This is a genomic window from Streptomyces davaonensis JCM 4913 (assembly GCF_000349325.1).
Lineage (GTDB): Bacteria > Actinomycetota > Actinomycetes > Streptomycetales > Streptomycetaceae > Streptomyces > Streptomyces davaonensis.
This window is the reverse complement of record NC_020504.1, coordinates 2,018,428-2,031,095: the sequence shown is the minus strand read 5'-3', so window position 1 is coordinate 2,031,095 and position 12,668 is coordinate 2,018,428. Positions and strand designations below refer to the sequence as shown.

The 12,668-nt window shown below is 70.8% G+C and carries 11 protein-coding genes and 1 tRNA gene; 6 read left to right on the top strand and 6 right to left on the bottom strand.

Going from position 1 to position 12,668, the window contains the following annotated elements:
• Positions 1-1,242 (bottom strand): formyl-CoA transferase, encoded by a 1,242-nt coding sequence (frc, locus tag BN159_RS08955; RefSeq protein ID WP_015656620.1) that lies wholly within the window; start codon positions 1,240-1,242, stop codon positions 1-3.
• A 10-nt stretch (positions 1,243-1,252) separates the two neighbouring features.
• A complete protein-coding gene (locus BN159_RS08950; RefSeq protein ID WP_015656619.1) occupies positions 1,253-2,935 on the bottom strand; it encodes a thiamine pyrophosphate-binding protein in 1,683 nt (560 codons plus the stop codon).
• Positions 2,936-3,080: 145 nt separating this feature from the next.
• Here BN159_RS08950 and sucC point away from each other — a divergent pair, with 145 nt between their 5' ends.
• From sucC to BN159_RS08930, 4 genes are all read left to right on the top strand, one after another.
• Positions 3,081-4,211, top strand: a complete 1,131-nt coding sequence (gene sucC, locus BN159_RS08945) for an ADP-forming succinate--CoA ligase subunit beta (RefSeq protein ID WP_015656618.1) — start codon at positions 3,081-3,083, stop codon at positions 4,209-4,211.
• A 14-nt stretch (positions 4,212-4,225) separates the two neighbouring features.
• A complete protein-coding gene (gene sucD, locus BN159_RS08940) occupies positions 4,226-5,110 on the top strand; it encodes a succinate--CoA ligase subunit alpha (RefSeq protein WP_015656617.1) in 885 nt (294 codons plus the stop codon).
• A 49-nt stretch (positions 5,111-5,159) separates the two neighbouring features.
• A complete protein-coding gene (locus BN159_RS08935; RefSeq protein ID WP_015656616.1) occupies positions 5,160-6,701 on the top strand; it encodes an aldehyde dehydrogenase family protein in 1,542 nt (513 codons plus the stop codon).
• Between the two features lie 176 nt (positions 6,702-6,877).
• Positions 6,878-6,965, top strand: a tRNA-Leu gene (locus tag BN159_RS08930).
• Between the two features lie 54 nt (positions 6,966-7,019).
• On the opposite strand, the gene BN159_RS08925 is transcribed toward BN159_RS08930, so the two are convergent.
• The 4 genes from BN159_RS08925 to BN159_RS08910 form a co-directional block, all read right to left on the bottom strand.
• Positions 7,020-8,270, bottom strand: a complete 1,251-nt coding sequence (locus tag BN159_RS08925) for a glycosyltransferase family 39 protein (protein ID WP_015656615.1) — start codon at positions 8,268-8,270, stop codon at positions 7,020-7,022.
• Positions 8,267-9,421, bottom strand: a complete 1,155-nt coding sequence (locus tag BN159_RS08920) for a dolichyl-phosphate beta-glucosyltransferase (protein ID WP_041821038.1) — start codon at positions 9,419-9,421, stop codon at positions 8,267-8,269. Before BN159_RS08920 ends, BN159_RS08925 begins: the two co-directional genes overlap by 4 nt.
• 122 nt (positions 9,422-9,543) lie before the next feature.
• Positions 9,544-9,963, bottom strand: coding sequence for a hypothetical protein (locus BN159_RS08915; RefSeq protein ID WP_015656613.1), 420 nt, complete (start codon positions 9,961-9,963; stop codon positions 9,544-9,546).
• Between the two features lie 10 nt (positions 9,964-9,973).
• Entirely contained in the window at positions 9,974-10,480 is a 507-nt protein-coding gene (locus BN159_RS08910) for a SigE family RNA polymerase sigma factor (protein WP_015656612.1), read from the bottom strand.
• 154 nt (positions 10,481-10,634) lie between these two features.
• Between BN159_RS08910 and BN159_RS08905 the strand changes: the two genes are divergently transcribed.
• Together BN159_RS08905 and BN159_RS08900 are read left to right on the top strand one after the other, a co-directional pair.
• Positions 10,635-11,171: a GNAT family N-acetyltransferase gene (locus BN159_RS08905; RefSeq protein ID WP_015656611.1), complete on the top strand. Its 537-nt coding sequence runs from the start codon at positions 10,635-10,637 to the stop codon at positions 11,169-11,171.
• A gap of 7 nt (positions 11,172-11,178) precedes the next feature.
• Positions 11,179-12,666: an ABC transporter substrate-binding protein gene (locus BN159_RS08900; protein ID WP_015656610.1), complete on the top strand. Its 1,488-nt coding sequence runs from the start codon at positions 11,179-11,181 to the stop codon at positions 12,664-12,666.
• The last annotated feature ends 2 nt before the right edge of the window (positions 12,667-12,668 follow it).

Below are 12,668 nucleotides of genomic sequence, written 5' to 3'. Positions count from 1 at the left end.
TCAGATCACTCCGTTCGACTTGAGCAGGCGCAGCTCCTCGTCACCGAGGCCGAGCTCGCCGATGAAGACCTCTTCGTTGTGCTCTCCGAGCAGCGGTGAACTGGTCACCTCGACGGGGGAGTCGGACAGCTTCAGCGGGCTGCCGACGGTCACGAAGTCGCCCCGCTCGGGGTGCGGCACGGTGACCACCATCTCGTTGGCGACCAGCGAGGAGTCCTCGATGATCTCCTTGGTGGACAGGATCGGACCGCACGGGATGTTGTGCGCGTTGAGCTTCTCCAGCACCTCCCACTTGGGCAGGGTCGAGGACCACTCCTCGATCAGCTGGAACATCTTGCTCAGCTTGGGCAGCCGGGACTCCGGCGTCGCCCACTCCGGGTCCTCGGCGAGCTCGGGGCGGCCGATCAGCTCGCTGATCGGCTTCCAGCCGACGGGCTGCACGATCACATACACGTAGTCGTTCGGGCCGCCCGGCGCGCACTTGACCGCCCAGCCCGGCTGGCCGCCGCCGGAGGCGTTGCCCGAGCGGGGAACCTCCGTGCCGAAGTCCTCGTTGGGATATTCAGCGAGTGGGCCATGGGCCAGGCGCTGCTGGTCGCGCAGCTTCACCCGGCAGAGGTTGAGCACCGCGTGCTGCATGGCCACGTTCACCCGCTGACCACGCCCGGTGGTCTCCCGCTGGAACAGCGCGGCGAGAATCCCCGCCACCGCGTGGACACCCGTGCCCGAGTCCCCGATCTGGGCCCCCGTCGCCAGCGGCGGCCCGTCCTCGAACCCGGTGGTCGACATCGACCCGCCCATGGCCTGCGCGACGACCTCGTACGCCTTGAAGTTGGTGTACGGGCCGTCCCCGAACCCCTTGATGGAGGCATAGACGATCCGTGGATTGATCTCCTGGATGCGGTCCCAGGTGAAGCCCATCCGGTCGATCGCGCCCGGGCCGAAGTTCTCGACCATGACGTCGGAGCGCCGGATCAGCTCGGTGAGGATCTCCTTGCCGCGCTCGGTCTTGGTGTTGAGGGTGATGCTCCGCTTGTTGCAGTTGAGCATCGTGAAATAGAGGGAGTCGACGTCCGGGAGGTCGCGCAGCTGCTTGCGCGTGATGTCGCCGGACGGTGCCTCCAGCTTGACGACGTCCGCGCCGAGCCAGGCGAGCAGCTGGGTCGCGGAGGGCCCGGACTGTACGTGCGTCATGTCCAGGACGCGGATGCCTTCGAGGGCCTTGGTCGGCGTTCCAGTCATGGCGGCCACCTCACTTGTACATGGTCTGGTTCATGGTTCCGGGGGCGTACGCGTCCGGGTCGACCCAGACGTTGATCAGCGAGGGCTTCCCGGACTCGCGGGCGCGACGGAGCGCGGGGCCGATGTCGGCGGGGTCGCGGACCTCCTCGCCGTAACCGCCCAGCATCTGCGCGAACTTGTCGTAGTGGACATCGCCGAGGGTGTTGCCGACGCGCTCGCGGGCCTCGCCGTACTTGGCCTTCTGGCCGTAACGGATCTGGTTCATCGAGGAGTTGTTGCCGACGATGCCGACGAAGGGCAGGTCGTAGCGGACGAGGGTCTCGAAGTCCCAGCCGGTGAGGGAGAAGGCGCCGTCGCCGAAGAGGGCGACCACCTCCTTGTCCGGCCGGGCCTGCTTGGCCGCGAGCACGAAGGGGACGCCGACGCCGAGGGTGCCGAGCGGACCCGGGTCCATCCAGTGGCCGGGCGACTTGGGCTGCACCACCTGGCCGGAGAAGGTGACGATGTCGCCGCCGTCGCCGATGTAGATGGAGTCCTCGGTGAGGAAGTCGTTGATCTCGCTGACCAGCCGGTAGGGGTGGATGGGAGAGGCGTCGGAGCGCAGGTGCGGCAGCCGCTTCTCGATCGCGGTCTGCTCGGCCGAACGCAGCTCGTCCAGCCACTCCTTGCGCTTGGAGGCACCGCCGTTGAGGCGTCCGGAGGCGGCCTCGGTCAGCGCCTTCAGCACCAGTGAGGCGTCCCCGACGATGCCGAGGTCGATGTCGCGGTTCTTGCCGACGGTCCGGTAGTCGAGGTCGATCTGGACGACGGTCGCGTCCGGCGACAGCCGCTTGCCGTAGCCCATGCGGAAGTCGAAGGGCGTGCCGACGATGACGATGACGTCGGCGCCGGAGAAGGCGTAGCGGCGCGACAGCTGGAAGTGGTGCGGGTCGCCGGGCGGCAGGGTGCCGCGTCCGGCGCCGTTCATGTACGCCGGGATGTTGAGGGTGCGGACGAGTTCGATGGCCGCCTCGGTGCCGCGGGTGGTCCACACCTGGCTGCCCAGCAGGATGGCGGGCTTCTCGGCGTGCACCAGCAGATCGGCGAGCTTCTCGATCGCTTCGGGGTCGCCGGCCGAGCGGGTCGAGGCGCGGTAGGCGCCGGGCCGGGGCACCCGGGCCTTGTCGGCGGGCACCTTGGCGTCCAGGACGTCGCGCGGGATCTCCAGGAAGGAGGGTCCGGGCGCGCCGTGGTAGCACTCGCGGAACGCCATGGAAACCATGTCCGCGGCACGCGCCGTGTCCGGCACGGCCGCGGCGAATTTGGTGATCGGCGTCATCATGTCGACGTGCGGCAGGTCCTGGAGGGACCCCATCTTGTGCTGGGTGAGGGCGCCCTGACCGCCGATCAGCAGCATGGGCGACTCGGCGCGGAAGGCGTTGGCGACACCGGTGACGGCGTCGGTCGTGCCGGGCCCCGCGGTGACGACGGCGCAGCCGGGCTTGCCGGTGATGCGGGCGTAACCGTCGGCGGCGTGCGCGGCGACCTGCTCGTGGCGGACGTCGACGACCTCGATGCCCTCGTCGACGCAGCCGTCGTAGATGTCGATGATGTGGCCGCCGCACAGGGTGTAGATGCGATCGACTCCCTCGGCCTTGAGGGCCTTGGCTACGAGATGACCACCGGAAATGAGGTCCTGGTTGTCGTCGGGCATGGCGAAGTCCTGTCCCTTCGTAGGGGGTTGGAACGGCTCTCGCGGTACATTGCATACAGTCGACGAATACTGTATGAAGCTTGTTATCCCGCATCCGGTGGGTGGTGTCCAGGGGGCGTGCGGCACTTTTGAGTCAGGAGCCGGAATGGACCTGTACGAGCACCAGGCAAGGGAACTCTTCGAGGAACACGGCATCTTGGTCCCGAGGGCCGAGGTCACGGACTCCGCCAAGGAGGCGCGCGAGATCGCTCGCCGGCTCGGCGGCCGGGTCGTCGTCAAGGCGCAGGTGAAGACGGGCGGACGCGGCAAGGCGGGCGGAGTGAAGGTCGCCGCCGACCCGGCCGCCGCCGAACTGACGGCCCGCCAGATCCTCGGCATGGACATCAAGGGCCATCGCGTCGGCAAGGTGATGCTGGCCCAACCCGTTGACATCGAGACGGAGTTCTACGTCTCCTACGTCCTCGACCGCGCGGCCGGCCGCTTCCTGGCCATCGCCTCAGCGGAAGGCGGCATGGAGATCGAGGAGGTCGCCGCGAGCAGGCCCGAGGCGGTGGCCCGGATCCACATCGACCCGGCCGAGGGCGTCACCTCGGCGAAGGCGAGCGAGATCGCAGATGCGGCCGGACTCCCGCCGCAGACCGTCGACGTACTGGTACGGCTGTGGGAGGTACTGGTCCGCGAGGACGCCGTCCTCGTCGAGGTCAACCCTTTGGTGCGGACCGCGCAGGGGCAGATCCTCGCCCTCGACGGCAAGGTCACCCTCGACGGCAACGCCGGGTTCCGGCAGGCGCGTTGGGGCGCCGAGGCGGACGCCCACGACGACCCCCTGGAGGCGGCCGCCGCGGCCAAGGGCCTCAACTACGTCAAGCTCGACGGCGAGGTGGGCATCATCGGCAACGGCGCGGGACTCGTCATGTCGACGCTGGACGTGGTCGCCGGATGCGGCGCCCACCCCGCCAACTTCCTCGACATCGGCGGCGGCGCCTCCGCCCAGATCATGGCCGACGGGCTCTCCGTGATCCTCTCCGACCCGGCCGTGAAGTCGGTCTTCGTCAACGTCTTCGGCGGGATCACCGCCTGTGACGCGGTCGCCGACGGCATCGTGCAGGCGCTGGACACCGTCCGGCTGACCAAGCCGCTCGTCGTCCGCCTCGACGGCAACAACGCGGCGCGCGGCCGGGCCATCCTCGACGCGCACGCCCACCCGCTGGTCCAGCAGGCCACCACCATGGACGGCGCCGCCCGGCAGGCCGCCCAACTCGCCACCTCAGCCTAAGGAGACGGGACACCATGGCGATCTACCTGACCAAGGAGAGCAAGGTCCTCGTCCAGGGCATGACCGGCGGCGAGGGCATGAAGCACACCCGGCGCATGCTCGCCGCGGGTACCAACGTCGTCGGCGGCGTCAACCCCCGCAAGGCGGGCCGCACCGTCGACTTCGACGACCGCGCCGTCCCCGTCTTCGGCTCGGTCGCCGAGGGCATCGCGGAGACCGGCGCGGACGTCAGCGTCCTCTTCGTGCCGCCCACCTTCGCCAAGGCGGCCGTCACTGAGGCCGCCGACGCCGGGATCGGCCTCGCGGTCGTCATCACCGAGGGCATCCCCGTGCACGACTCGGTCGCCTTCACCACCTACGCCAGGGACAAGGGCACCCGCGTCATCGGCCCCAACTGCCCCGGCCTGATCACCCCGGGCCAGTCCAACGCGGGCATCATCCCGTCCGACATCACCAAGCCCGGCCGCATCGGCCTGGTCTCCAAGTCGGGCACGCTCACCTACCAACTCATGTACGAACTCCGCGACATCGGCTTCTCGACCTGCGTCGGCATCGGCGGCGACCCGGTCATCGGGACCACCCACATCGACTGCCTCGCCGCCTTCCAGGACGACCCCGACACCGAACTCATCGTCCTCATCGGGGAGATCGGCGGCGACGCGGAGGAACGCGCGGCGGCGTACATCCGCGACCACGTCAGCAAGCCCGTCGTCGGCTACATCGCCGGGTTCACCGCCCCCGAGGGCAAGACCATGGGCCACGCCGGCGCCATCGTCTCCGGCTCCTCCGGCACGGCGGCGGCGAAGCAGGAAGCCCTGGAAGCGGCCGGGGTACGGGTGGGGAGCACCCCGACCGAGACCGCGAAGCTCGTCCTCGCCCGGCTCGCAGAGCAGCCGTAAAGCACCGGCGCCCGCCGCCCCCGACTGTGCACCGAGAGCGGAGCAACCCATGGCAACCACCCTCACCCTGAAATCCGGCACCTCCTGGGCCGACGCCTGGCAGCGCTGCCTCACCGTCGCCCCGGAGGCCTTCCGGGACGACCGCGTCCTCAACCTCTGGAACGGCACCTGGCACGCGGACGGCCGTGCCCTGCCCGCCACCAGCCCCGTCGACGCGAGCCCCATCGCGGGCCCGCCCCGCCTGGACCGGGCCACCGCCCACCAGGCCGTACGCGCCTCGCTCGACCAGCACCGCGCCTGGCGCCACATCCCGCTGGAGGAGCGCCGCGCCCGGGTCGCGGCCACCCTCGACGCCCTCACCGAGCACCGTGAACTCCTCGCGCTGCTGCTGGTCTGGGAGATCGGCAAGCCCTGGCGGCTCGCCCAGGCCGACGTGGACCGGGCCATCGACGGTGTGCGCTGGTACGTCGACGGCATCGAGCCGATGCTCGCCGGACGGGCCCCGCTCGACGGCCCGGTTTCCAACATCGCGAGCTGGAACTACCCGATGAGCGTGCTCGTTCACGCAGTACTGGTACAGGCATTGGCAGGAAACGCCGTCATCGCCAAGACCCCGACCGACGGCGGCGTCGCCTGCCTCACCCTGGCCTCGGCGCTCGCCGCCCGCGAGGGGATACCCGTCACCCTCGTCAGCGGCAGCGGGGGCGAGCTGTCCCAGGCGCTGGTGCGGGCGCCCGAGATCGGCTGCGTCTCCTTCGTCGGCGGCCGCGACACCGGCGCCGCGGTGGCGACGGCCGTCGCCGACCTCGGTAAACGACATGTACTCGAACAGGAGGGACTCAACACCTGGGGCATCTGGAACTACACGGACTGGGACGCGCTCGCCGCGGTCGTGCCCAAGCTCTTCGACTACGGCAAACAGCGCTGCACGGCGTACCCGCGCTTCGTCGTCCAACGCTCGCTGTTCGACGAGTTCCTCGCGGCGTACCTCCCGGCGGTGCGCACGCTCAGGGTCGGCCATCCGCTGGCCGTCGAGCACCCCGAGGACCCCTACCCGGCCCTGGACTTCGGCCCGGTGATCAACGCGGCCAAGGCCAAGGAGCTGCACGACCAGGTCGCCGAGGCCGTCGACCGGGGCGCCGTGCCACTGCACCGCGGCAGCCTGGCAGACGCGCGCTTCCTGCCCGGCCAGGACACCTCGGCATATGTCCACCCCGTCACTCTCCTGGGTCCGCCGCCGTCCTCACCGCTGCACCACGCGGAGCCGTTCGGCCCGGTCGACACCATCGTCCTGGTCGACACCGAGGCCGAGCTGCTGGCCGCCATGAACGCCTCCAACGGCGCGCTGGTGGCCACCCTCTCCACGGACGACCGGTCGGCCTTCGACCGGCTCGCCCCACAGATCCGCGCCTTCAAGGTCGGCCACGGCAAGCCACGCTCCCGCGGCGACCGCGACGAGCTGTTTGGCGGGTTCGGCGCGTCCTGGCGCGGGGCGTTCGTCGGCGGCGAGCTGCTGGTGCGGGCGGTGACCCAGGGACCGGCAGGGGAGAGGCTGCCGGGGAACTTCCCGGAGTACCACCTCATGCCGTAAGGAGCGGCTGTTCTCAGCCAAGGGTGACCAATCGGTCACCCTTGGTGAAGCCCGCCGCTGAAGGCTCCAGCCACCCCTCCCACCCGACAGATATGCAGGTGAAGGGCGCTTCGAAAGCTTGGTATTGTTGTCCATGTCGCCGCGGGGAACACCCCCGGCAAGGCGGCAGACACCTGGTCCGGGTGGCGGAATGGCAGACGCGCTAGCTTGAGGTGCTAGTGCCCTTTATCGGGCGTGGGGGTTCAAGTCCCCCCTCGGACACCAGCTGAGACCCCTGTTCATCAGGGGTCTTTCGCGTTTCCGGCGCCGCCCCGCTCTCTAGGGCACCCCCAGCTCGAAGAGCACATACCCCGCGTACGAACCCGAGGCCACGGCGGCGATGCCGAGGGGCCAGCACATCGCCAGTGGGCTGAGGCGGCGCAGGGCGAAGGCGAGCGGGAGATAGAGAGGGAACGCGGGCAGCAGATAGCGCGAGACATTCGCGAAGATCTGCTGGCTGCCGAGGATGAGGGCCATGGTCAGGACCGTGTAGACGACCAGTACGGCCGGTGGGCGGCGCCGGACGAGCAGGCCGAGCATCGTGAAGCCGAGCAGGACCGTGCCCACGCCGACGACGTCCGCGAACGGATAGGCGAAGAGATAGTCGAAGTGGCCGACCGGGACCGACGTGAGGACGTCCAGGGTCTGCTCGCCGTAGTCGAAGGTGTGCGCCCAGGCGCCGTCCTGGAGTTTGAAGTAGCCGCCGTAGTCGCCCATTTCATGTCCGACCCAGGCGAGATAGCCGATCAGGCCGAGCGGGGCCATGGCCAGGGCGAGCAGGGGCCGGAGGACGCCTTCCTGCTGTCGGTGGTGGCGCAGGGCGAGCAGTACGGCGACGGCCAGGGCCACGATCAGGGCGCCCGCGGTGGGGCGGTTGAGGCCGGCGAGGAAGGTGAGGAGACCGGCGGTGAGCCAGGAGCGGCTCATCATCGCGTGGCAGGCCCAGGCGGCGAGGGCGACGTAGAGGGAGTCCGAGTAGACCGACCACTCCACGCCCGAGCCCGGCCACACCGCCCACAGACCGGCCGCGGCCAGACCGGCCCGGCGGCCGCCGAGGCGCTCGGCGATCAGGTAGATCCCGAGGGCCGCCGCGAAGGAGGCGACGACGGAGACGAGCAGGCCGGCGCCGTACGAACCCAGGCCGGTGGCCTCCGAGACCAGGCGCATCAGGGCCGGGTACAGCGGGAAGAAGGCCGCCGAATTGCCCTCGAGGGTGATCATTCCGGTGGCGCCGGGGACCGGGACGAGCGCGGGGTCGTAGCCGTGTTCCGCGATCTGCCGGTACCACCAGCCGTCCCAGGTGGCGAGGACGTCCCAGGGGTGGGAGCCGCCGCCGAAGCGGGGGTGCTTCTCGCGGAAGTCGCCGGCCGAGTGCAGCAGAAACAGGAAGACGGTGAAGCCGATCAGCTTCAGGGCTCCGTAGAGGGCGAGGACGGGTCCGTAGCGCTCGGCGGCCAGGTGCAGCCGGGGGTGTTCGGGGTGCGGTTCCTCGGAGAGGCGGGCGTTCCAGGCGCTGACGGTGGCGCTCATCGGGCGGCCCCCGTGCGGAACACCCAGGCGCGCAGCAGCAGGAACCGCAGCAGGGTCGCGGTGAGGTTGGCGGCGACGAGTACGGCGAGTTCGGTGCGCGGCGCGGCGCCGGGAGCCATGAGGTGCAGCGCGGCCAGAGCTCCGGCGGTGAGCGTCAGTCCCAGGGCGAAGACCAGCAGGCCACGAGCCTGGTGGCGCAGCGCCCCGTCCCGGCCGCGCACTCCGAAGGCGAACCGGCGGTTCGCGGCCGTGTTCGCGACGGCGCACACCAGCAGCGCCAGCGCGTTGGCCGCCTGTGCTCCGATCGCCGGGCGCAGGGCGGCGTACAGCAGGAGATGGGCGAGGGTGCTGACGGCGCCGACCAGGCCGAACCGCAGAAGCTGGGGGAGCAGCAGCCCCCGGCGGGCGGCGTCGGACGGCAGCGTGCCGCGGGCCAGGGCCGTGCCGATGCGGGCGATGCCGCGCAGGTCCGCGAGGACGGTGGCCCGGATGTCGACCCGGCTGTCCGGGTCGTCCACCCAGTCGACCGGCACCTCATGGATCCGCAGCCCGGCCCGCTCGGCGATCACCAGCAACTCGGTGTCGAAGAACCACTCCTCGTCCCGCACCAACGGCACCAGCCGTTCCACGACCTCGCGCCGCACCGCCTTGAACCCGCACTGCGCGTCGGAGAACCCGACGGCCAGCGTGGAGCGGAGCAGGGTGTTGTAGCCACGGGAGAGGAACTCCCGCCTCGGCCCGCGGACCACCCGCGACCCGGGCGCCAGCCGGGTCCCGATGGCGAGGTCCGAATGCCCGGAGATCAGGGGCGCGACCAGTGGCAGCAGCGCGGCCAGTTCGGTCGACAGATCGACATCGACGTACGCCAGCACCGGCGCCGACGACTGCGACCAGGCCGCCCGCAGGGCCCGCCCCCGCCCCTTCTCCTCCAGCCGCAGCCACCGGGCCTCCGGCAGCTCGTGTGCGAGGCGGGCGGCGATCCTGGGGGTGGCATCTGTGCTGGCGTTGTCGGCGACGGTGATGCGGAAGGGGTACGGGAAACCGGTGCGCAGGTGGGCGTGGAGCCGTCGCACACTGCGTTCCAGGTCCGCCTCCTCGTTGAAGACGGGGACGACGAGGTCCAGAACGGGGTCGCGGGAGTCGATGGCTATCGGTTGCCGCGTCTCGACGCTCTCCCGTCGCGTCCATGGTTTTGTCACTGTTCGTCCTTGTCTGTGCTCTGCCGCTAGGCGTGCTGGGGCAGCCCTTGGCGGGTGGTGAGGAGGCGCGGGGTTCAGGGGGTGATCGAGGTCTCCGGCGGAGGGACCGACTCCGACTCCGACTGCGACTGTGTGACCGGGGGTGACGTCGACACGGGGGTGTCGGTCGGCGTTGCCGTGGACGTCGTCGGCGGCTCCGAGGTCGGCAAGGGGCCGGACACCGAGGCTGTCGGGCTCGTGGTCGGCGCGGGCGCGGGGGAGCTGGGTTCCACCTGCTGGGTGCCGTCGGGCCGGAGCGCCAGCGCGAGGGCCAGCGCGGCCACCGCGAGCACCGATCCGGCGGCGGTACGGGCGGCACGCAACCGGCGCCGGATCCGTACCGCTTCGTGGAGCCGGGCCCGATGCCGGGGCTCGAAGGGGGTGTACTCCTGGGAGGAGCGCATCAGTTGCGCCAGCTGCTCTTCGAAGTGGTCCGTCGTCTCTGAGCGATCCATGTTTTCCTCCTCACCCCACCGGCTCGATGACGTCGGACAACAACTGCCGCAGGCGGGCGACCCCGCGTGAGGCGTGCGAGCGGGCGGTGCCCACCGGGCAGCCCAGCACTTCGGCGACCTGCCGGTCGGGCAGGTCCTGGTAGTAGCGGAGTACGACGGCCGCGCGCTGCCTGGGTGTCAGCTGCGCGAGCGCGCTCTCCAGCCGTGAGCGCTCGGCGACCGCGGCGGACAGATCGCCCGGTACGGCCAGTTCGGGCACCTGCTCGACCGGGCGCTCACCCCACCACCGGCGCCGTGCCGACTTCGCGGCGGCGCGTGCCATGACCTGACGGACGTAGGCCTCGGGCGCCTCCTCGCCGACCTTCGCCCACACGGACCACAGCTTGACCAGGGACTCCTGCACCAGATCCTCGGCCCGGTGCCGGTCCCCTCCGGTGAGCAGGCGGGCGAGATGGAGCAGCCCGGACCACCGGGCCGTCACAAAGGCGTCGAACTCACCGTCCCGAGCCCGCTGCATCCACCCGTCCCCCGCCTGTCGCCGGTCACCTACACCTGTGAGAAGGCCCTGGCACCCCTGTGACGCTGCACCCGACGCGAGTGATGTGGGCCACACGGACCGCCCGGACAGGGCAGGTGATCATGCCATCGGCTTTATTGCATATGATGTGCAAGTGCATGAGTACGACATCAGGGTGGCAGGCCCGGAGGACGCCGGGGGTGTTCGGGCGGTGACGCTCGATACCGTCTACCGGGACTTCGGCAGTGGGTATGTGCCGCGGTGGCATGAGGACATCGTGGATCCGGTGGGCGCGTATCTGGCGCCGGTGCGGCATGCCCTGCTGGTTGCCGTGGAGTCGGGGAGCGGTGACGTTGTCGCCACCGGGGCGCTGGACGCGAGGGGGCCTCTCGCGCCGCCCAATCCGGCGCACGTCGCCGAGCGGTATCCCTCCGGTGCGACCGCTCAGTTGCGGCGGATCTATGTGCGGCCCGAGCACCGGCGGCGCGGCCTTGCGCGGCGGCTGGTGCGGGAGTTGGTGGGGTTCGCCGTGGCGGACGGGGGTTATCGGGCCGTCTATCTGCATACCGATCCCGCTGTCGAGGGGGCCGAGGCGTTCTGGCGGTCCCTGGGGAAGGTCGTGCACGACGAGCGGGAGGACCCCGGCGGCGGGCAGGGAATTGTTCATTTCGAGATACCGATGGGGCGGTAGGCACGCCGTGCGCCGAGTTCGTCTTTCTGTTGCTGTGCTGCTGCTCAGTTCCTTGCTCGCCGGGTGTTTCGCCGCCTCCGGTGACGCGTCCGACGACGCGTCCGAGGGCTCCCGGCTTCGGGTCGCGCTCGCGTTCCCGCCCGCCGAGAACCTGTCGCCCTACGGGGCCGACGCCACCATCCTCAGCCGGCTCGGCGTCACCGAAGGACTGACCTCGCTCGACGCCAACGGGGCCGCCGCCCCGGCACTCGCCGCGTCCTGGCGGCGGGAGGGGGAGCGCAGTTGGGTGTTCAGGCTGCGGGAGGCCACCTTTCAGGACGGCTCCGCCGTCACCCCCTCCGCCGTCGCCGCCTCACTGACGCGCGCCACCGAGGCCAGGCCAACACCCGCCGCCCTGGCCGGAGTCGGGCTCACCGCGAAGGCCGCGGGGGAGAGCGACGTACGGATCACCACCGAGGATCCCGATCCCGTACTGCCGCTGCGGCTGTCCAGCCCCTCGCTGGCCGTGCTCTCCGCCAAGGCCTACGACGCCGAGGCCCGCGTCGATCTCGTCGGCACCGCCACCGGGCCGTTCGAGCTGACCAAGGTCATGGGCAGCACCGCGGTCACCCTCGACCGGTACGACGACTACTGGGGCGGCCGGGCCCAAGCTCCCGGCATCGATGTGAAGTTCATCCCCGACGGCACCGCCCGGACGAGCGCACTGCGCACCGGACAGGTCGACGTCGCCGAGGCCGTACCCGTCGCCCAGGCCGCCTCCCTCGACAAGGGTGTCCGGAAGGCCACCGAGACCACCCGGACCACCAGCCTGCTGCTCAACTCCGAGTCCGGGCCGTTCAAGGACGCCGGGTTGCGGGCCGCCGTACGGCAGGCAGTCGACACCTCCGTGCTCGCCGAGGACGTGTACGAGGGGTACGCCGACGCCGGCACCGGGATCTACGGGCCCGCCGTCACCTGGGCCGAGGGCAAGCGCACCCGACCCGCCGGGCGGGCCGCGGCCGACGACCCGGACGGTACGCGGATCACCCTCGCCACCTACGACAACCGGCCCGAGCTTCCCGAGGTCGCCCAGGTGCTCGAACAGCAGCTGGAGCAGGCCGGGTTCGACGTCACCCTTCAGGTGCGCGAGTACTCACGCCTGGAGAGCGACGCGCTCGACGGTGAGTTCGACGCCTTCGTGCTGGCCCGCAACACCCTTGTCGACACCGGCGATCCCGTCTCCGTGCTGGCCAGTGACTACACCTGTGACGGCGGCTACAACCTCGCCCAGCTCTGCGACCGGGACGTCGACCGGGCCGTCGCGCAGGCCGAGGACGCCGACGACACCGCCGCACGGCAGGACGCGGCGATGGCCGCCGAGGCCCGGATCCTCGGCACCGACGCCGTGCTCCCGCTGGTCCACCAGCGGATCATCACCGGCGTTGCCGCCCCGGTGCGCGGCGCCCTCCTCGACCCGTACGAGCGCACCCTCGTCGGCACCGGCACCCGGCGCTGACC